The 19935-nt window shown below is 71.1% G+C and carries 13 protein-coding genes and 2 pseudogenes; 6 read left to right on the forward strand and 9 right to left on the reverse strand.

The features are described 5' to 3' along the window. Positions 1–23 precede the first annotated feature (23 nt). The 7 genes and pseudogenes from AC559T_RS30530 to AC559T_RS30560 all read right to left on the reverse strand — a co-directional run bounded on the left by AC559T_RS30530 (position 24) and on the right by AC559T_RS30560 (position 10402). Entirely contained in the window at positions 24–1256 is a 1233-nt protein-coding gene (locus AC559T_RS30530) for an acyl-CoA dehydrogenase family protein (RefSeq protein WP_498870905.1), read from the reverse strand. Further along, complete coding sequence (locus AC559T_RS30535; protein ID WP_498870906.1) at positions 1256–2275, reverse strand: phosphotransferase family protein; 1020 nt, start codon at positions 2273–2275, stop codon at positions 1256–1258. The genes AC559T_RS30530 and AC559T_RS30535 overlap by 1 nt, the downstream gene beginning before the upstream one ends. Positions 2276–2277: 2 nt before the next feature. Continuing rightward, positions 2278–3057, reverse strand: coding sequence for an SDR family NAD(P)-dependent oxidoreductase (locus tag AC559T_RS30540; RefSeq protein WP_112106183.1), 780 nt, complete (start codon positions 3055–3057; stop codon positions 2278–2280). Position 3058: 1 nt separating this feature from the next. Continuing rightward, entirely contained in the window at positions 3059–3814 is a 756-nt protein-coding gene (locus AC559T_RS30545; protein WP_112106182.1) for an SDR family oxidoreductase, read from the reverse strand. 16 nt (positions 3815–3830) lie between these two features. Then, a pseudogene (locus AC559T_RS30550) lies at positions 3831–4298 on the reverse strand (acetyl-CoA C-acetyltransferase); the annotation flags it as partial. 298 nt (positions 4299–4596) lie between these two features. Continuing rightward, the gene (locus AC559T_RS30555; RefSeq protein ID WP_498870907.1) at positions 4597–9543 is read right to left on the reverse strand and encodes a diguanylate cyclase; all 4947 of its coding nucleotides are present in this window, start codon (positions 9541–9543) and stop codon (positions 4597–4599) included. A gap of 205 nt (positions 9544–9748) precedes the next feature. Then, the gene (locus AC559T_RS30560; RefSeq protein WP_368953634.1) at positions 9749–10402 is read right to left on the reverse strand and encodes a TetR/AcrR family transcriptional regulator; all 654 of its coding nucleotides are present in this window, start codon (positions 10400–10402) and stop codon (positions 9749–9751) included. Positions 10403–10470: 68 nt separating this feature from the next. Between AC559T_RS30560 and AC559T_RS30565 the strand changes: the two genes are divergently transcribed. Both AC559T_RS30565 and AC559T_RS30570 read left to right on the forward strand, forming a co-directional pair. Further along, positions 10471–11769, forward strand: a complete 1299-nt coding sequence (locus tag AC559T_RS30565) for an SRPBCC family protein (RefSeq protein ID WP_498870908.1) — start codon at positions 10471–10473, stop codon at positions 11767–11769. A gap of 345 nt (positions 11770–12114) precedes the next feature. Then, complete coding sequence (locus AC559T_RS30570) at positions 12115–12912, forward strand: FadR/GntR family transcriptional regulator (protein WP_112106175.1); 798 nt, start codon at positions 12115–12117, stop codon at positions 12910–12912. An 81-nt stretch (positions 12913–12993) separates the two neighbouring features. Here AC559T_RS30570 and AC559T_RS30575 read toward each other — a convergent pair. Together AC559T_RS30575 and AC559T_RS30580 are read right to left on the reverse strand one after the other, a co-directional pair. Continuing rightward, positions 12994–13761, reverse strand: a pseudogene (locus tag AC559T_RS30575) (SDR family NAD(P)-dependent oxidoreductase). A gap of 63 nt (positions 13762–13824) precedes the next feature. Then, entirely contained in the window at positions 13825–14988 is a 1164-nt protein-coding gene (locus AC559T_RS30580) for a thiolase family protein (protein ID WP_200835269.1), read from the reverse strand. Positions 14989–15248: 260 nt separating this feature from the next. Between AC559T_RS30580 and AC559T_RS30585 the strand changes: the two genes are divergently transcribed. From AC559T_RS30585 to AC559T_RS30600, 4 genes are all read left to right on the forward strand, one after another. Further along, positions 15249–16784, forward strand: coding sequence for a class I adenylate-forming enzyme family protein (locus AC559T_RS30585; RefSeq protein WP_112106172.1), 1536 nt, complete (start codon positions 15249–15251; stop codon positions 16782–16784). A gap of 114 nt (positions 16785–16898) precedes the next feature. Beyond that, complete coding sequence (locus AC559T_RS30590) at positions 16899–18137, forward strand: FAS1-like dehydratase domain-containing protein (protein WP_498870909.1); 1239 nt, start codon at positions 16899–16901, stop codon at positions 18135–18137. A gap of 142 nt (positions 18138–18279) precedes the next feature. Further along, the gene (locus tag AC559T_RS30595; RefSeq protein ID WP_498870910.1) at positions 18280–19419 is read left to right on the forward strand and encodes an acyl-CoA dehydrogenase family protein; all 1140 of its coding nucleotides are present in this window, start codon (positions 18280–18282) and stop codon (positions 19417–19419) included. Between the two features lie 70 nt (positions 19420–19489). Then, positions 19490–19935, forward strand: a 446-nt coding sequence (locus tag AC559T_RS30600) for an acyl-CoA dehydrogenase family protein (protein ID WP_498870911.1), incomplete at its 3' end; no start/stop codon positions are given.

Below are 19935 nucleotides of genomic sequence, written 5' to 3' on the forward strand. Positions count from 1 at the left end.
GGAGGGCCGGATCTGGCTGATCGTCATGGCGACTTCCTCGCCTCGGCCTGGCGTCGGATCTCGGTGCGCGCCAAGGCGTTCCTGTGCACCTCGTCGGGGCCGTCGGCGAACCGCAGGGTGCGGATCTGGGCCTGGCAACGTGCCAGCGGCAGATCCTGGCTGAGGCCGGCGGCACCGTGCACCTGGATGGCCTTGTCGAGGATCCACTCGACGGCGGCGGGGGTGGCGATCTTGATCGCCTGGATCTCGGTGTGGGCACCCTTGTTACCGACGGTGTCCATCAGCCAGGCGGTCTTGAGTACCAGCAGCCGCAGCTGTTCGACCCGGACCCGGGACTCGGCGATCCACTCCCGGACCACTCCCTGCTCGGCTAGCGGCTTGCCGAACGCGACCCGGTCACCGGCCCGCTCGCACATGAGCTCGATGGCCCGCTCGGCCATGCCGATGGAGCGCATGCAGTGATGGATCCGGCCGGGGCCGAGCCGGGCCTGCGCGATCGCGAAGCCCTGGCCTTCCTCGCCGATCAGGTTGCTCACCGGAACCCGGACGTCGGCGAACACGATCTCCGCGTGGCCGCCGTGCTCGTGGTCGTCGTACCCGAACACCTCCATGCCGCGCCTGATCTCGACCCCGGGGGCGTCACGCGGGACGAGGATCATCGACTGCTGGCGGTGCCGGTCCGCGGCGGGGTCGGTCTTGCCCATCACGATGAGGATCCGGGCGTTGGGGTTCATCGCGCCGGTGATCCACCACTTGCGGCCGTTGATGACGTACTCGTCGCCGTCCCGCACGATCGAGGTGGTGATGTTGGTGGCGTCGGAGGATGCCACGTCGGGCTCGGTCATCGCGAACGACGAGCGGATCTCGCCCTCGAGGAGTGGCTCCAGCCACTCCTTCTTCTGCTCGGCGGTGCCGAAGATCGAGAGCACCTCCATGTTCCCGGTGTCGGGGGCTGCGCAGTTCAGGGCGGCTGGTGCGAGGTGCGGGATGCGGCCGGTGATCTCGGCGAGCGGGGCGTACTGCAGATTGGTGAGCCCGCCGCCGTGTTCGCCCGGGAGGAAGAGGTTCCACAGGCCGCGCCTGCGCGCCTGCGCGCGCAGCCCGGCGAATGCGGGCGCGGAGTCCCAGGCCCACTTGTTCCGCAGTTGGCCGAGCTGTTCATGGAATACCGGCTCGGCCGGGTTCACCTGGGTGTCCATGAAGTCGAGGAGGCTGTCACGCAGCTCCTCGGTCTTCGCGTCGAGGGCGAAGTCCATCAGGTGCGCTCCCTGAGTACGGTCAGGCCGGCGTCAAGCAGGGGATGGATGGCCTCGCCGATGTGCTCGAAACCCGGGCCGACGGTCTGACCGTGGAGGCCGCGGTAGTGGATGCCCTCAAGGATCGCGGCCAGCTTGAAGGACGCGAGCCCGAGGTAGAACCCGAAGCGGGACAGGTCACGGGCGCTGTGGGCGGTGTACCGGGTGAGGATCTCGGCCTCGTTGAGAAAACCGGGGGCTGAGGAGGCGTCGACGAAGGTGCCACCGAGCATCGTGCCCAACCGCTGGTACAACACGAGCAACGCCAGGTCGGTCAGCGTGTCTCCCAGCGTGGCCATCTCCCAGTCGATGACCGCGACCAGCCGGCCGGACTCGTCGATGAGGACGTTGTCAAGCCGATAGTCACCGTGCACGATGCCCGGCGCCGAGTCCGAGGGAACATCAGCCGCGAGGCGGGCGTGCAGCTCGTCGGCGGCGGGCAGGTCGCGGCTGCGCGACGCGTCGAGCTGTTTCTTCCACCGGCCCACCTGGCGGGCCAGGAACCCCTCGGTGCGGCCGAAGTCGGCCAGCCCGACCGCCGCCGGGTCGACCTCGTGCAGCGCGGCAAGGGTGTCCACGAGGCTGCCCGAGATCAGCCGGGTGCGTTCCGGGCCGAGCGCTTCCAGTTCGGCGGCGTGGCGGTACGGTGTGCCCGCCACCCGCTCCATGACGTAGAACGGCGCACCCAGTACCGACTCGTCCCGGCACAGCGCGTATGTCCTCGGAACCGGCACCCCGGTGTCCTGCAGCGCCGACATCAGCCGGAACTCCCGCGCCATGTCGTGCGCGGTCGCGAGCACGTGCCCAAGCGGCGGGCGGCGGACGATCCAGGTGTTCTTCCCGTCGGTCACCTCGTAGGTGAGGTTGGATTTGCCGCCGGCGATCAGGCGCGCGGACAGGTTCCCCTCCGTTCCGGGCACCGAGGTGGTGAACCAGGCGGTGAGCCGGGGCAGGTCGAGGCCGGGCAGGCTCTGCGGCATCGTCAAACGGCCCTTCGGCTCTCCAGGCGTTGCTGAAGCCTGTTCATCCCGGTCAGCCACCGGTCCGGGTCCGCGGCCCGGGCGGCGTAGTAGTCGCCCACGCCCGGATGCGGCAGCACCAGGAACCGGCCGTCCCGCAGGCCCTGCCACACCGCCTCGGCCACGTCCTCCGTGGCGAGCACGGTGTCCAGGCTGAGGAGATCCTGGAGCTCGCCGGCCTCGTCGAACATCCGGGTCTTCACCCCCTGGGGGCAGACCACCTGGACGATCACGCCCCTGTGCCGGTAGGTCGCTGACAGCCACTCGGCGAAGGCCACCGCGGCGTGCTTGCTGACCGAGTACGTCGGACTGCCGAGCATGGTGAGCAGTCCGGCCGCGGACGCGGTGACCACGAACCTGCCCGCCCCGCGCTCCACCCAGCCTGGCAGCAGCAGGCGCGCGGCGCGCACATGCGCGAGCACGTTGACCTCGAGGCTGGCCGTCCAGTCCGCCTCGGTGGCGGCCAGGCCCTTGCCCCGGTCGATGCCGGCGTTGGCGAACCAGATGTCGATCTCGCCGAGATGTCCGCGGGCGGAGTCGACGAGCGTCGCGAGCCCGTCCTCGGTGGCGGCGTCCCCTGGGAGGGCGTGTCCGCCGATCTCAGCGGCTACCCGCTCGGCTGCCTCTGCGTCGAGGTCGTTGACCACGACACGCGCGCCCTCGGCGGCCAGCCGGGTGGCGATCGCCCGGCCGATGCCGTGCCCGGCGCCGGTGACAACCATGCCCTGGTCGCTCGCGGCCATGTCAGAAGCCACTGGTGAGGGCGACGCCGCCGTCCACGACGAGCAGCTGACCGGTCATCCACGCGGCGTCGTCGGAGAGCAGGAACGCGACCACGCCGCCGACGTCCGCGGGCGTCCCGAGTCGTTTCAGCGGGTATGCGGCGGCGACCTCCTCCTCGCGGCCCGCGTAAAGCGCGGTGGCGAACGCCGTCTTCACCACCGCGGGGGCGACGGCGTTGACCCGGATGTCCGGGCCGAGCTCGACGGCGAGCTGCCGGGTGATGTGGGTGAGCATCGCCTTGCTGGCGCCGTAGAAGCCGATCCCGGGCGCGGGCCTGAGGCCGGCGACCGAGGAGACGTTGACGACCGCGCCACCGTGTTCCTTCATCCAGGCCTGGTGCACCTGCCGCACCCAGGACAGCGCGGCGATGCAGTTGACCTCGACGATCTTCCGCGCGGCGGCCGGCTCCAGCTCGGTCATCGGGCCGAAGGTGGGGTTGATGCCGGTGTTGTTGACCAGCAGGTCGGCGCTTCCGAAGGTGTCGATCGCCCTCTTGACCACCTCGGCCTGGTGGTCGAGGTCGTCGGCGTGGCCGGCCACGCCGAGCGCGTGCTCACGTCCACCGAGGTGGGCGACGGCCTCGTCGAGCGCCTCCCGCCTGCGGGCGGTGACGACGACCTTCGCGCCGTCGGCGACCAGCCGCTCGGCGATGGCCAGGCCGATCCCCCGGCTGGCTCCGGTGACAATCGCGGTCTGCCCTGAGAACCTCGTGGTCATCACTTGGCCCTTCCGTTCAGCTCAGCCGCTCGATGACCATCGCCATGCCCTGGCCGCCGCCGACGCACATGGTCTCCAGCCCGAACTGCTTGTCGTGGTACCGCAGAGAGTTGATCAGCGTGCTGGTGATCCGGGCCCCGGTCATGCCGAACGGGTGGCCGACCGCGATCGCGCCGCCGTTCACGTTCAGCCTGTCCTCGTCGATGCCGAGCTCACGGGCCGACGCGATCACCTGGGCGGCGAAGGCCTCGTTGATCTCGACCAGGTCGATGTCGTCGATGGTGAGACCGGCCCGGGCCAGCGCCTGCCTCGAGGCCTCGACCGGGCCGAGCCCCATGATCTCCGGCGAGAGACCGGTGACGCCGGTGGAGACGATCCGGGCCAGCGGCGTGACGCCCAGCGACCTCGCCTTCGCGTCAGACATGATCACCACCGCGGCGGCGCCGTCGTTGAGCGGGCAGCAGTTGCCGACCGTGACCGTCGCCACCGGTGACGAGGTGCCGGCCGTTCGGACTGAACGCGAGGGATTCGGCGCGACCGTCGTGAGCGCTCAGCCGATGACGGACCCGCCCCTCCACGGTATTTCCACATTGCTGGACACAAATCCGGTTAATACGACGGCGGTCACCTGGTGGTGGGCTCGAGTTCGCCCGAGGTCCGGATGTCCTCGGAGGTCTCCTCAGAGATCCGGGTGTCCTCCGAGATGCGGGAAGTCCGGGCGGCCCGGGAGGCCGAGAGGCCGTGGTTCGCGAGGAGGGCGGCGACACCGGCCGCGGCGAGCGTTACCGCACTGCGGTCTCCACCTGGTTACGTCCACTGTGTTTCGCCCGGTACAACGCGGTGTCCGCGGCCTTGACAAAGGCGACCATGCCGTCGCCTGTTGCCGCGTAGGAGGCCGCGGCGGCGGGGACTGTCGCGGTGACGCCGATGCTGACGGTGATGATGCGCTCGGCCGTCAGCGGGTGCGGTTCGGCCAGGTCCTCGACGGCACGGCACAGATGCCGGGCGACCTGGGCACCGGTGGCCAGGTCGGTGTCGGGCATCACGACGGTGAACTCCTCTCCCCCGTAGCGGGCGGCGAGCAGGGTGTCGCCGATGTCCCCGGCGAGGCATGCGGCGACCCGCCGCAGGCACCGGTCACCGGCGGCGTGCCCGAAGTGGTCGTTGTAGAGCTTGAAGTGGTCGATGTCGACCATGGCGAGCGCAATCGGCCCGGCGTGCTGTCGGGCCCGTTCCCACTCGACGGCCAGTACCTCCTCAAGACGCCGCCGGTTGGCCAGCCCGGTGAGCGGGTCGGTGATCGAAAGCTGTTCGAGCTGGTGGTTCGCCGCGGCAAGCTGCCTGTTCGTGGCGGCCAGCTGCCTGGTTCGCTCGGCGACCTTGCGTTCCAGCGACGCGTAGATCAGGGCGTTGTCGAGCGAGACCGCGAGCTGCCCCGTGATGATCATCATGCCTTCGAGGCGTTCGGTGGAGAACGCGCCGCGGATCATCCGGTTCTCCAGCAGGAGCATCGCCCGCAGGCTGCCCCGGGTCATGACGGGGACGGCGAGCAGCGAGCAGCGGTTGAGTCCGGCGAAGTAGGGGTCGCGGTGAAAGCGGTCGTCCCGGGTGGCGTTGGCGACGACGACGGGTTCGTGGGTGCGGGTGGCGTAGCGGATGACCGAGACCGGGAGCAGGCGCCGCCGGCCGGCTTCCTGGAGCGAGACGGTGCCGCCGGCTCCGGTGAGTACCAGCCATCGGTCCTGCTCCTTTTCTCGCAGCAGGAGGTGGACGCTGGTGGCGCCGGTCATCTCGGAGAGTATTCCCACCACTTTCGCCTGCAGGCCGTCCACGCTGGTCTCGGAGCTGAGCGCCTGGGATGCGGCGACCACGGCGAGCAGGTCGACAGTGCCGGTCGCCACGGTCGAGCGGCGCCCGGACTGCTCCGCCTGCGGGAGGACGATCGGCCCCGCGGGCGCGGCCATGGCGGCGGTCCGCAGCGCCGGGTAGGCCCAGTCGAGTTGGCTGACCTTCGCCGTCGCGCCCCATTCCAGGTACTGGCCCCGGGCGGCCCGCAGGAACGCGAGGCCGGCCGCCTCCATGCTGTGTGACAGGTAGAAGCGTGCGGCGCGTTCCAGAGTGAACGCCCGGTGCCATGGGCGCATCCGGGCTGACGCCTCGCGCAGCGCCACGTCGAACGTGTACGCCGCCTCGTGGAAGTCCCCGACGGCCCACGCCCGTTCCGCCTCCACCAGGCGCAGCAGATGCAGGAAGTTGCTCGGTGCGTCTGCCGCGCGCGCGGCCAGCCACTCGATCAGTTCGTCGAGCTCGTCCAGCACGGCGTCGCGCTGATCCGCTCCGGCGGCCCGCGCTTGTGCCGCCAGCGTCATCGCGAGCAGCACCCGCGCCACCGCCATGGGATAGTTCGTCCCGATCGCGGCCCCGCAGGGCATCACGGCCGCGGCATGCCGCGCCGCATCGGCCGGTTGGTCGAGAACCGTCGTGGCGAGAGCCCGGGCCACATGCTGGTTGGCGAGGGAGAACGGGTCGGCCGCCAGCAGGCTCAGCTCGGCCGCGTCGCCACCGGCCAGCTCGACGGGTTCCCGTAGTGCCCGCACCATCCGAAGGTAGGACCGGAAGGTTGCTTCGGCGTGCCCGTTTCCGGTGCGCAGGGCGAAGGCGAGTGCCTCCTCGACCGCCGTGGCGAAGACGTCGAGCGACGGAGCGCAGTCCAACAGGTCGCACACCAGTGCGTAGTGGGTCCAGCACGCGTTCTGCAGGTCGCCGCCCAGCAGAAGGCCCTCCAGCGCACGACGGCCGTCGGGGAGGTTGTCCTCCAGAGGCTCGAACCAGTGGCCACAGGTGCTCACGTAGATGAAGAGTGCCTGCCACACGTCAGGCTCATAGCTGCGAGCCCGCGCAACCGCGAGGATCCGTCGCAGGACGCGTGGCCCGGTGTGGTAGTCACCCCTGCGCACAATGGTCACGATCGGGATGTGGCTGGCCGGGCCCACCAGGGCACGATCCGGGCCGTGGCGTTCCCACATCTGCAGAGTCCTGATGGCCAGCCAGGCCATCACCGTGTGGTCGCAGAAGAACGCCGCGACCATGACCCGGTTGACGAGCCTGATGGTGCTGAGGCGGGACTGGTCGGTGATCTCCGGCTTGCGCAGATCATCCGACTCGCCGGTGGTGTCGATCCACCGACGAAGTTCGTCGAGTCCGCGGTCGATCTCCTCGTCGAGCGCGTTCTCCTCCGGAACCGACATGCCGAGACGCCGCAGCTGGCCGAGGCCGAGCCGCATCGCCTCGCCGGCGCGGCCCCGGTTGGTGAGACTGATGACCTGAACCATCGTGGCGGACGTGAGCTGGGTCGGCCGGGTGCACAACCGGTCGATGGTCCGGTAGGTGTCGTCCGCGTCGTCCAGCCGGCCGAGGCAGTACAGAGCGGCATGCCGGTCGGTGTGGACGGCGATCAACATGTCGGTGTCGGTCGGGTCGACAAGCCTGACCGCTGCGCTCAGCAACCTCTCCACCAGCGGATAGTTACTCAGTACTCTCGCTTCTTCGGTGGCGCGACGAAAGAGCGCGACCACGCTGCGCCGTTCGCCGGTGCTGCGCACCATGTCCACGACGTGCAGGTACTGCTCGGCAGCCACGGCGAAGAACTCCGGCCGGTCGGCCAGCCGCCGCGCCAGCCGCAGCCGGCGTGCGCGCTGCTCCCCCGCCGGGCTGCCATCCAACACGGTCTCGCGCGTCCGGTCGTGGTTGAACCGGACACCGGGTCGCCCGTCGCACTGCAGCACCAGCAGGCCGTCGCTGAAGGCGGGCGCGAGCCGCCGCTCGACCTCGCCCTGCGGCAGGCCTGTCGCGGCCGCGAGAAGATCAAGATCTACCTGGCCCGCCAGGCTCGCCATCACCGCCAGCAGCTCGGCGCTCTCGGACGGCAGCGCGGACATCCGGGCGGCCAGGAGCGCGGTCACCTCCACCCGGTCGAGCCGGCGGCGCAGCACCTTCCCGTCCCATCGCCAGCCTCCCGCGCCCGGTGTCAGGACGCCCTCGCGCCGCAGCGAGTTGAGCAGCTCCACGACGTCGTACGGATTGCCGCCGGTGGAGGGCGTGATCGCCCGCGCCAGCCGGGCGGCGGGCTCCGGAGCCAGATGAAGCATGTCGGCGACCATGGCCGCCTGTCCCACGGGCGACAGGCTGCCCAGGCGCAGCTGGTGCGGGCCGTCCGTCTGGTCAGGCCAGCGGGCCAGCATCGGGGCCAGCGGATGCGCGGCGTCGACGTCACCCTCGCGGTAGGCGGCGACCAGCAACAGCCCGGCGATCTGCTCCTCGCCGGTGAAGACCAGATCGACGAAGCCCAGGGGAGTGCGCCCGGCCCACTGCAGATCGTCGACGAAGAACACCACCGGCCGCGACGGGGAGACCACCGCGCGCAGCACCTCGACCGGTGTGCGCGACAGCCGCGCCTGGGCGGTCATCGGATCGCCCGGCTCCGGCGGAACCTTCAGCAGCGCTGCCAGCTCCGGCACGGTGGCCGTCACCAGGCCGGCGTTGGGGCCCAGGCCCTGCAGCATCCGCTCCCGCACCTCGGCCAGGTAGTCCTCGGGCTCGGCCAGCAACAGCCGGCCCAACGCCCGCAGCCCCTGTCGGACTCCGTCATACTCCTGGTCGCGGCGGTACTGGTCGAACTTGCCCGCGACGAACCAGCCGTCGACGCCAGCCGCGATCGGCCGCAGCGCGTTGACCAGGGATGTCTTACCCACACCCGGCGCGCCCGCGACGAGGACCCCGCGGGATTTCCCGGTGACGGCCTCGGCGAACGCCGCGTCAAGCTGGTCGATGTCCCGGTCCCGCCCGCACAGCCGGGAGGGCGCCAGTGGCTGTGTCGGGAGATCGTGCTCGCCGGGGCGCACCGCCACCACGCCGCGGCGCACCAGCGCGAGGTCGTGCGCCAGCCCCTCGGCGGTCTGGTAGCGATCATCAGGCTCCTTCTCCAGCAGATGCATGATGATCTCGGACAGTGCGGGGGGCACGGACGGCTCGACCGCCCCTGGCGGGTCCGGAACCCGAGCTAGATGATCATGAATGATCCTGATCGGGTCCTCCGTGCCGAACGGCGGCGCGCCGGTGGCCAGCTCGTACAGGCTGGCTCCCAGCGCGTACAGGTCGGCCCGCTGGTCGACCGGACGACCGGTCCGTCCGGTCTGCTCCGGTGCCAGGTACGGCACGGTCCCGACCGCGGCCCCGTGATGGGCGAACTCCGGCTGGACCACCGAGAAGGTCGTGGCGAGCGCGAAGTCGATCAGGTACGGCGCCCCGCTGTCCTCGCTCACCACGATGTTCGCCGGGCAGAGGTCCCGGTGCACCACCCCCCGGTGGTGCATCCCCGCGACCGCGTGCGCCAGCGACACGGCAAGATCGATCAGCTCGACCGGCTCCAGCGGGGTCTCCCGCCGGGACAGCGCCGTGCCGCCGACATCGGCCAGCAGGATCGATCCCGCGCACTGCGCCGCCCCGGCGGCCAGGTGCACGACGCCCTCGACTCCCGCCAGCCGTTCGAGGATTTCGACCTCATGGCGCACCCGGCGCTGCGCGTCCGGGCCCAGCGGCTCCTTCCGGATCACACAACCGCTCGGCAGCACCAGCCGGCCGATCCGGGTCTGATCCGTCGCGTGCAGCACCACTTGTGACGCCGCTGCCATCGGAGGATCCCGGCCTGGGGTCATCTGTCTGGCCACCATGCCCGCACCCCCGCGCCACGCCACAAACAGTTCACTTCCCTAGCCTGCCCGCAATCATGGGCGAAGCAACGAGCCGCTGGCCCACGGCCCGCGCCGGTACCGCCGCCGCCGCCGCCGAGGGCCGACCCGCTGGTAGATGTCCGCGACGCGAGCACAGCGATCACGACGGCGAGCGCCACGTCAGATCGTGGCCGGGCAGGCCGCGTCAGCCGGGCAGGAGCAGCGACGCGAGGGTGTGCTCGACCCAGTGGGCGAAGGCACGGTCGTCGAGGCGGCGTTCCTCCAGCAGGAGCCAGGTGGTGTACCAGTTGAGAGTCGACCAGACGTCGCGGGCGGCGGTGTCGACGGTCAGCCCGGGCCGCAGCGGCCCCCGGGCCGCCACCGCGGCGACGAACGTCCGCATGTCGGCGCAGCGCCGTTCCTCCTGCTCCCGCCAACGCTTCCCGAGAGCCTCGTCGACCACGCTGGCCTGCATGAACGCCCGGCTGATCGCCGCCACACGGCGGGCCGGGCCGATACTCATCAGTCCGAACAGGCGTAGTTGTTCACGCTGGTCGGGCGCGTCCAGCGCCGCCCGGAAGCCGGTCTGCTCGGCGAGGGGAAGGTCCGCGCGGTCGGCGTCCCCTCCCCCGGTCACCGCGCGTTCCAACGCCAGCTCCAGCAGGCGTGCCTTGCCCGCCAGTGCGTAGACCGACTCGACCGCGACGCCGGCCTCAGCCGCGATGGCGCGCATCGTGGTCCCGGCGTAGCCGCGCTCGCCGAAGAGCACGACCGCGGCGTCCAGGATCGCCGCGCGGGTGGCCTGGGCCTGGGCGGCCCGCAGCGGCGAGTGGTAGGCGCGGGTCGCCTTGCCGACCAATTTAACTCCAGCCCTACTGGGTCCAATACTGTCACGCTGCATCGATCATAGGGAAGGGAGCACCTCCGATGGCCAGCGCCACCGCCTACCTGCTGATTCACGAGGGCATCCGCGCGGAGACGCGCCGCCTGGCCGACTTCGCCGCGCAGCTGGCCGCCGGCCGCCGCTACGCCGGACCGGCCCAGCTCACCGCGCTGCGGACGCACCTCGACGAGGTCGTCAACGTGATCCATCACCACCATGTCGGCGAGGACACGCACCTGTGGCCGCTGCTGCGACGGTTCGCCGACCCCTTCGACCGCGTGGACGGGCTCGACGTCCTGGACGGGCTCGCCGGTGACCACGACGCACTGGACCCGCTGATGGAACGGGTCCGCACGGCACTCGCCCGGCTGGCAGCGACCGCCACCACCGGCGCGTCGGACGACACCTCCGACCGGGCCACAGCTGGGGGCCCGGCTGAGGGCTCGGCCGGTGCCGCCGCCGAGTTCGCCGCGGCCGCGACTGCGCTGTTCACCCTGATGGACGAGCACCTTGCCGTCGAGGAGTCCGTCGTCGTGCCGATCCTGCGCGAGCGGGTACCGGACGACGAACTGGCCGCCATGGAGAAGCGGATGCAGCGCGGGAGCAGGATCCGGCTCGGCTTCGCACTGCCGTGGCTCGACGCGGCCGGCCCGACCCGGATGGCCGAGACCGCCGCCCAGCTCGGGCCGGTGTTCCCAGTGCTGCTCGCCCTCACCCGCCGTGGCTACCACCGCCGTGTCCGCGCCGCCTACGGCGTCACCGCCGCGAGCCCAGGACCGGTCACCCTGCGAGGACAGGCCGAGATCGTCATCGAGGCCACCCCGGAGCAGGTGTACGAGGCGATCGCGGACGTCATCCGGATGGCGCGCCACAGCCCGGAGTGCTACCGCTGCGCGTGGCTCGACGGCGCGGCCGCGCCGCTGCCGGGCGCCCGCTTCCGCGGCTGGAACCGTTTCCGGGGCGCCCGCTGGAGCCGGGAGTGCGAGATCGTCACCGCCGAGCCCGGCGTGGCTTTCGCGTACCGCACCGTGCGCACCGGCACCAGGCCGGACAGCACGCTGTGGCGCTTCGAGCTGACCCCGACCGCTGCCGGCACCCGGCTCCGCCAGACGTTCGAGCTCTCCGGCGCGGCGCCCGTCATGGTGTTCGAGCGGCTGAGCGGCCGCACCACCAGCACTCCGAAGGCGATGGCGCGCACGCTCGCCCGGCTGCGGGACGACCTCCGCACCAGGTCGGACCGTGTGGGCGGGCCCGACATTACCGCCGGATCGGACACCGCCCGCGGATCCGAGACCCGCAGCCGCCTCGGCGAGGATCTGGTCAGCGCGCGAAGCAGCCGGTGAAGCAGCGCGGCATCGGGCACGCGATCGCCGCCCACCTGTCGACCGAAGGCTGCCGAGTGGGGATCTGCGGACGCGATCCCGACACGCTCGCGGAGGTGACCTTCAGCACCCGCAGCCTCACCGGCGGATGCTCGACGAGGGGCGGGAGATCCGGGTGTCCCGGCTCCGAGGCGGCCACCACGCCCCCGCGTGGGGCTCGGGCGCTACCCACGCTATCATTAACGCTAACTTAGCTTAACAATTTTACTACATCACCATCTGCAGGGAGAGCGGTACTCTACGAATCTGACGCCAATCAGAGCACCAGCTACTCTATTCACACCTAGCTGACGATTTGGAGCGTGCGTGAGCGGCTTGAGAAGCTCGACTGCGCAGGTCGGCATGATCGTGCGCGCCCCGAAGACCGCTGAGATCATCGCAACTCACCTGCGAGGTCAGGTGGTGCGGGGCGAGTTGCGGACCGGGCAGACCCTGCCACCCGAGACCCAGCTGATGGAGCAGTTCGGTGTGTCGCGGCCAACCTTGCGCGAGGCGTTCCGCATCCTCGAGGCCGAGTCGCTCATCAGTGTCCGCCGGGGCAGCCGCGGCGGGGCGCAGGTGACCACGCCGGACCTCTCGGTCGCCGCCCGAGCCGTCGGGCTGCAGCTGCAGATCCAGGGGACGACGATCGACGACGTCTACCAGGCCCGGATGGTCTCCGAGCCGGCCTGTGCGCGGCTGCTCGCGCAGCGGCGCGAGGACCAGGACATCGCCGATCTGACCGAGGTGGTCGAGGCGCTGAAGGCCGAGGTCGCCAAGCACGGGACGTTCGTGCCGGACCCCGACGTCTGGTCGTCGCTGACCTACCGCTTCCACGAACTGATCCTGCAGCGCTCGGGCAACAGAACCCTGGCGGTCCAGGGCGCGGTCCTGCAGGACATCGTGGCGACGCACATCCGCACGCGGGTCCAGCGCTACGACGAGAACGACACGCCGGAGCGCTTCCAGCGGGTGATCCGCTCGTACGAGAGGTTCATCAGCCTGATCCGGAACCGGAACGCCGACATGGCGGAGCGGCACTGGCGCTCGCACATGGAGGCCGCGGCCCAGTACCTGCTCAAGGACGACCTCAGGAACAAGTCCGTCGTCGAGCTGTTCTCCTGACCCGGCCGGCGCGCCGGCCGCCGGACCCGTTTCGGACGGACGTTCAGGCGGGTTTCGCCGGCGGCCGGCGGACGGGATGGTTCAGCGAGGGGCCATCCGGATGGCCCCGTCCAGCCGGACGGTCTCGCCGTTCACATACGGGTTCTCGAGCAGGCTGATCGCCATGTGGGCGTAGTCCTCGGGTGAGCCGAGCCGACTGGGATGGGGCACGGTGCGCTCGAGCGCCTCGCGGATGTCCGGGCGCAGCCGGGCCAGCATCGGGGTGTCGAAGACGCCGGGCGCGATCGTGTTGACGCGGATCTGCCGGCTGGCCAGGTCGCGCGCGGCCACGAGCGTGATCCCGTGCACACCCGCCTTCGACGCGGTGTAGGACGTCTGCCCGATCTGGCCGTCGAACGCGGCGACCGAGGCCGTCAGCACGACGGCGCCACGCTCGCCGTCGACGAGCTCGCCCGCGGCGATCCGCGCGGCCGCCAGGCGCAGCACGTTGTAGGTGCCGATCAGGTTCACCCGCACGACCTCGGCGAAGGTGTCCAGGGCACCCGGCCGGTCGTCCCGGTCGAGGATGCGGACACGGTCTCCGCCGCGGCCGGCGCAGTGCACGACAGCGCGCAGCGTGCCGTGCGCCTGCTGGGCCATGTCCAGGGCGTGGTTCACCGAGGCCTCGTCGGCGACGTCGGTCTCGATGTACACGGCCCGGTCACCGAGCGCGGCGAGGACATCCTCTCCCGGCGGGTTGAGATCGGCGATCGCGACCTCCGCTCCCGCGGCGGCCAGGCGTCACGCGGTCGCGAGGCCCAGGCCGGACGAGCCGCCGGTGACGAATGCCGGGACGGACTTCAGGTTCATGACGCTCCTCGGGGCGACGGGCGGGAGAAACCGTCGATGCCGCGGCCCGGGTCTGGCCCGGCGTCAGGCATCGATCAGCTCGATGACGGTCGCGTTGGCCATGCCACCGGCCTCGCACATGGTCTGCAGGCCGTAGCGGATGCCGTGGTCGCGCATGTGATGGATCATCCGGGTCATCAGGATCGCGCCCGAGGCACCGAGCGGGTGGCCGACCGCGATCGCGCCGCCGAGCGGGTTCAGCCGGGCGTGGTCGGCGCCCGTCTCGATCTCCCAGGCGAGCGGGACGCTCGCGAACGCCTCGTTCACCTCGTACACGCCGATGTCGGCGATCGTGAGCCCCGCCCGCTTCAGGACCTTCTCCGTCGCGGGGATCGGAGCGGTCAACATGATCACCGGATCGTCACCGGCGACCGTACCGGCGTGGAAGCGCGCGAGCGGTCGCAGGCCCAGCTCGGCCGCCCGTTCGCTGGTCGTGATCAGTAGTGCCGCGCTGCCGTCGGAGATCTGGGAACTGTTGCCCGCGTGGATCACCCCGTCCTCGCGGAACGCGGGCTTCAGCGCACCGAGCTTCTCGAGCGTCGTCTCCCGCCGCACCCCCTCGTCGGCGGTGAGGACGCCGTCCGGTCCCTCGACAGGGACGAGCTGCGCGTCGAACGCGCCCGAGTCGGCGGCCGCCATCGCGCGGTGGTGCGACTCCAGGGCGAACTCGTCGAGCCGGGTCCGGGACAGGCCCCACCGGTGCGCGATCTCCTCGGCGCCGAGACCCTGGCTGAAGCTGTCCCGCTGGTAGCGCGCGCGCACCCGGGGGCCGAACGGCTCGCCGACGGCCCGGGCCGAGCCCAGCGGCACCCGGCTCATCGACTCGACGCCGCCGGCGACGACGAGGTCGTACTGGCCCGCCATCACCCCGGCCGCGGCGAAGTGGAGCGCCTGCTGACTCGAGCCGCAGGCCCGGTCCAGCGTCACGCCGGGAATGCCTTCCGGCCAGCCGGCGGCCAGCACGGCCAGGCGGGCGACGTTCGTCGACTGATCACCGATCTGGGTGACGCACCCGAAGATGACGTCGTCGACGAGCTCGGGTGCGACCTGTGCGCGCTCGGTGAGCGTCCGGAGCACGTCCGAGGCCAGATCGACCGGGTGAACGCCTCGCAGCGTGCCGTTGCGCCGACCGATCGGCGTCCGTACCGCTTCGACGATGACGGCGTCCCGCACGGCAACCCCCTTCATCGAGTTCACTACCTTGAACATAATTCTGCTGAGAGAACAAGCTAGGAGGCGACTCTCCGCCTGTCAACGTGGCCGCCCTCGAGGCCCGCACCGCCACCACAAGATCGCCGAGGGCGGCCGAGCGACGGCGGACGCTCGCCGGCAACCGACCTATCAGTTATCTTATTGCACCTATAGTGCACGGTGAACGGATTGGACCGCCTCGGTCATGGCGCGGTACCGCCCGCTCGCCACGGAATCGACCATCCGGAAAGGCCCGCATGAGCACGCATGACTCGGCGTCGTCCGTCGGAGACAGCGCCCGCAGCCTGATCGCCCGGCGGATCTTCGGCGTGCTGGCGCTCGACCCCGCCGCGACCGCGCTGACCTTCGGTGACCGCACCTTTCCCTGGTCCTACTACGCCGACGCCATCACCGATCTGGACGCGCTGCTGGCCGAGTACCCGCGGGCCCGGCAGATCGGGATCGTGCTGCGCAACCGTCCCGGCCAGCTGTGCTCCGTGATCGCCACCATCGCCACCGGCCGGACGGTCGTGACGTTGAGCCCGCATCTCGGGGACACCGGCCTGGCCGAGGACATCGTCGATCTGGCACCCGACGTGGTGGTCGCCGACAAGGAGGACTGGACCCGCGCCGCGATGGTCGAGGCCACGGCGGCTGTCGGCGCGATCGCGCTGTGCACCGGCCCCGGCCGGGCGTTCGTCCGGCACCCGATGCCGGCCCCGTCGTCCCCCGCGTACAAGCCCGCCGCCGACGTCGCCGTCCTCATGATGACCAGCGGCACCACCGGCCGGCCCAAGCGCGTCGAGCTCACCTACCAGCGGATGGCCGCGGCGTTCCGCGCCGCGGGAACCCCCGTCGACGAGGGCCGGGAGCTTCGCCTGCACCGGCGGACCGCCATCCTCTGGGCTTCGCTCGCCCACATCAGCGGCCTCTACTTCGCGATCGCCCACGCGATGGAGGGCAGGAGCATCGCCCTGCTCGAGAAGTTCGAGGTCCAGGCCTGGGCCGAGCTCGTCCGCCGCCACCGGCCGGGCTATGTCCGCCTCGCCCCGACCGCGATGCGCATGGTGCTCAACGCCGACCTGCCTCGGGACGTCTTCGAGAACGTCTTCGCCGTCGGTTCGGGGACCGCGCCCCTGCCCGCCGAACTCGCCGACGCCTTCGAAGACCGCTACGGGGTCCCGGTCCTCGGCACCTACGGCGCCACCGAGTTCGCCGGCGCGATCGCCGGCTGGACCATCGACGACAAGCGGGAATGGGGCACTCGCAAGCGAGGCAGCGTCGGGCGCGCGTACGACGGCATCGACCTGCGGGTGGTGGATCGCGACAGCGCGACGGTTCTCGCGCCGGGCGCGGTCGGGCTGCTCGAGGCGCGCGGGGGACAGCTGTCCGACGACGGTGGTGCCTGGATCCGCACCACCGACCTGGCCTCGATCGACGACGACGGCTTCCTGTTCATCCACGGCCGGGCCGACGACGCGATCAGCCGCGGCGGCTTCAAGATCCCACCGAGCGTGATCGAGGAGGCCCTGGCCCAGCATCCGGCGGTCGACGAGGCATCGGCAGTGGGGATCGCCGACCCGCGGCTGGGCGAGGTCCCGGTGGTCGCGGTCACGCTGAGCGCGCCCGCGACGGAGGCGGAGCTGATGGAGTTCCTCTCGGCCCGGTTGACGCGCTACCAGCGGCCGGTCGACCTCGCGATCGTCGACGCGCTGCCGCGTACCCCGTCGCTGAAGGTGAGCCGCGCCCTCGTCCGGGAACAGATCTTCGCCCGCCGGCCCACCGCGACCTGACACACGCGCCGGGGACACCACGGCGGCCGCGACGACGCCGCGCACCTCGACGGGCTCGACGGGCGCGGGAGCTCGAGGACTCGACCGACGCGACGGGAGAAGAGGAGAACGGGTATGACCACACAGCAGACCTCGACCTACGGCGTCCTCACCGACGAGGCGTTCGAACGGGCGCGGCGACGGACCGGGGTTCCGCAGCGCCTGCGCCCGCCGCACATCACCGAGGTGCACGTCGACGCCACCCGCCATTTCGCCTACGGCTACGGCGACGACAACCTGCTCTACTGCGAGCGCGACTACGGCCGCACCACCCGCTGGGGCGGGCTGATCGCTCCCCCGAACTTCCTCTACTGCATGGGCGAGAACGCCGCACCGGACCCGACGCCGGAGCAGAAGCAGCTACTGAAGGGCGACCCCTTCGCCGGCCTGGGCTCGTACCAGGCGGCCATGGAGTTCGAGTACTACCGGCCGCTGCGGGCCGGCGACCGGTGCCGGATGATCCGGGCGCAGGTCGGCGTCCAGGACAAGCGGAGCAGCTTCGGGGGCCGGTCGGCGCACGTGACCAACGACTTCCTGTTCGCCAACGGCGCGGGTGAGATCGTGGCCGTCCAGCGGGGCACCTGGATCAACGCCGAACGCCACACCAGCCGGCAGCGGTCGTCGGCCAAGCCGCCGGTCGACTTCTCGCCCTACTCCGACTCCCAGCTCGCCGAGATCGACGCGGCCTACGACCGCGAGACCCGTCGCGGCGCCGTGACCCGCTATTTCGAGGACGTCGAGATCGGCGAGGAGATCCAGCCGCGGGTCAAGGGCCCGCTCGTCGTCACCGACATCGTCGTCTGGCACGTCGGCTGGGGCATGCAGCTCACCCCGCCCGGCGCGTACGGGATCTCACGCAGGATCCGCAGGAAGGCGCCGGGGCTGTACCCGCCGAACTCCCGCAACATCCCCGACACCGTGCAGCGCCTGCACTGGGAGCCCGAGCGCGCCGCCGAGCTCGGGCTGCCGATGAGCTACGACTACGGCGCCATGCGGGAGACCTGGCTGACCCACGCGCTGACCGACTGGATGGGCGACGACGGCTGGCTGTTCCGGCTGCGCTGCGAGCACCGCCGGTTCAACTACGTCGGCGACACCACCTGGGTGCGTGGGCGGGTCGTCGACAAGGTGCAGGTGGACGGCCGCAACGAGGTGCACCTCGAGCTGAGCTGCCAGAACCAGCGCGGTGAGACGACGACCCCCGGGACGGCCGTCGTGCTGCTGCCGACCCGCGAGGCCCCGGTCACGCTCCCCGCACCTCCGGCCGACACGCTCGACGAACTCCTCAAGGTCGAGATCGCCCGGCTCGCGTGAGCGACCGGATCCCTCCCGTGGGTTTCCTCCGCCAGAGTTCCTTGCCAACCACCGCAAATAATTAGATTATTGGTCTATATCATGCGGATCGCCGCCGGCCGTCACGGTCCGCGGGTCCAGCGACGAGGAGGGCGACTGCCCAGTGGACTTCGAACTCACCGAGGAGCAGGCGATGCTCCGCGAGGTGTCTCGAACGATGCTGTCCACCCACTGCCCTCCCGCCCGCGTGCGCTCGCTCGTCGGCTCCGGCGGCGACATCGACGACAAACTGTGGCAGCACGGCGTGGAACTCGGGTGGACCGGCCTCGCGGCGCCCGAGCAGCTGGGCGGCTCCGCCCAGGGGCTGGTCGAGCTGAGCCTGGTCGCCGAGGAGATCGGCCGCGTGGTCGCCCCCGGCCCGGTCGTCGAGACCGCGCTGGTGGCGCTCGCCGCGGCCCGGTCCGGACACCCCGAGCTCGGCCCGGTGGCGGCCGCGCTGGCCAACGGCCAGGCGCGGGCCAGCCTCGCCCACCACGGCACGGTGCGCGCGGCACGCGACGGCGACGCGCTGGTTCTCGACGGCCATGTGACGGCGGTCCAGGCCGCCGCGGCCGTCGACTGGCTGCTCGTGACCGCCTCGACGGACGACGGTCCCGCCACCGTCCTGGTGCCGACGCCGCCCGGCGGCACCCGCCGCCGCCGCACGCTCGACGAGACGCGCGGCTGGTACGACGTGGCTCTCACCGGCATCCGGGTACCCGCGACCCACGTCGCCGCGAGCGGGCCCGCGCAGGTGCGGTGGCTGGTGGCCGCGGCAGGCGTCCTCACCGCCGCGGACGCCCTCGGCGCCGGGGAACGGCTGCTCGAGATGACCGTCGAGCACGTTCTGGTGCGCGAGCAGTTCGGCCGGCCACTCGGCAGCTTCCAGTCGGTCAAGCACAAGGTCACGGACATGCTCACGCTCGTCAAGGGCGCCCGCGCCGCGACCTACTACGCCGCGATGACGCTGGACGCCGGGGCCGACGACAGCGATCTGGCAGCGAGCGCGGCCAAGGCGTTCACCGCCGAGGGGATGAGCGCACTCGCCGGCGAGGCGCTCCAGGCGCACGGCGGCATCGGCTTCACCTGGGAGCACGACCTGCACCTGTACCTGCGCCGGGTGAAGGTCGACGAGGTGTTGTTCGGCGCACCCGCCGAGCACTACGAACGGGTGGTCGCGCTGCTGGCGCAGGCCCGCGGCGTCGAGGTCGGATCCGCCCACGACCGGCGGCCGGGCGACGACCGGGCCCACCTCGACACCTGAATCCGAATTCCAGGGCCTCTACATTCCGGGGCCTCGATATCGACGGCCTCGACCGACCGCGGAGCGACGCATGTGGGATTTCTCGACCGAGCCTGAGTTCCAGGAGAAGCTGGACTGGATGGCACGATTCGTCCGCGAGGAGTGCGAACCCCTCGACCTGCTCTTCCCGCACGGGGGCGATCCGTACGACGTCCACAACAAGGCGTCGCGAGCCATCCTGAAGCCGCTGCAGGCGCAGGTCCGCGAGCAGGGGTTGTGGGCCTGTCACCTGGGACCGGAGCTGGGCGGCCACGGCTTCGGCCAGATGAAGCTCGCGCTGATGAACGAGATCCTCGGCCGCTCCTACTGGGCGCCCACCGTCTTCGGCACGGCGGCTCCCGACACCGGCAACGCCGAGATCCTCGCGATGTTCGGCACCCCGGAGCAGAAGCAGCGCTACCTGCAGCCGCTGCTCGACGGCGAGATCGTCTCGTGCTTCTCGATGACCGAGCCGCAGGGCGGCGCCGACCCGAAGGA

It is taken from the genome of Frankia sp. Hr75.2 (genome assembly GCF_949319125.1).
GTDB classification, from domain to species: domain Bacteria; phylum Actinomycetota; class Actinomycetes; order Frankiales; family Frankiaceae; genus Parafrankia; species Parafrankia soli.

Coding starts and splice junctions, on each gene's coding strand:
- AC559T_RS30530 (WP_498870905.1), bottom strand. CDS start 1,256: ATGGACTTCGCCCTCGACGCGAAGACCGAGGAGCTGCGTGACAGCCTC.
- AC559T_RS30535 (WP_498870906.1), bottom strand. CDS start 2,275: ATGCCGCAGAGCCTGCCCGGCCTCGACCTGCCCCGGCTCACCGCCTGG.
- AC559T_RS30540 (WP_112106183.1), bottom strand. CDS start 3,057: ATGGCCGCGAGCGACCAGGGCATGGTTGTCACCGGCGCCGGGCACGGC.
- AC559T_RS30545 (WP_112106182.1), bottom strand. CDS start 3,814: ATGACCACGAGGTTCTCAGGGCAGACCGCGATTGTCACCGGAGCCAGC.
- AC559T_RS30555 (WP_498870907.1), bottom strand. CDS start 9,543: ATGGTGGCCAGACAGATGACCCCAGGCCGGGATCCTCCGATGGCAGCG.
- AC559T_RS30565 (WP_498870908.1), top strand. CDS start 10,471: ATGGCCAGCGCCACCGCCTACCTGCTGATTCACGAGGGCATCCGCGCG.
- AC559T_RS30580 (WP_200835269.1), bottom strand. CDS start 14,988: ATGAAGGGGGTTGCCGTGCGGGACGCCGTCATCGTCGAAGCGGTACGG.
- AC559T_RS30585 (WP_112106172.1), top strand. CDS start 15,249: ATGAGCACGCATGACTCGGCGTCGTCCGTCGGAGACAGCGCCCGCAGC.
- AC559T_RS30590 (WP_498870909.1), top strand. CDS start 16,899: ATGACCACACAGCAGACCTCGACCTACGGCGTCCTCACCGACGAGGCG.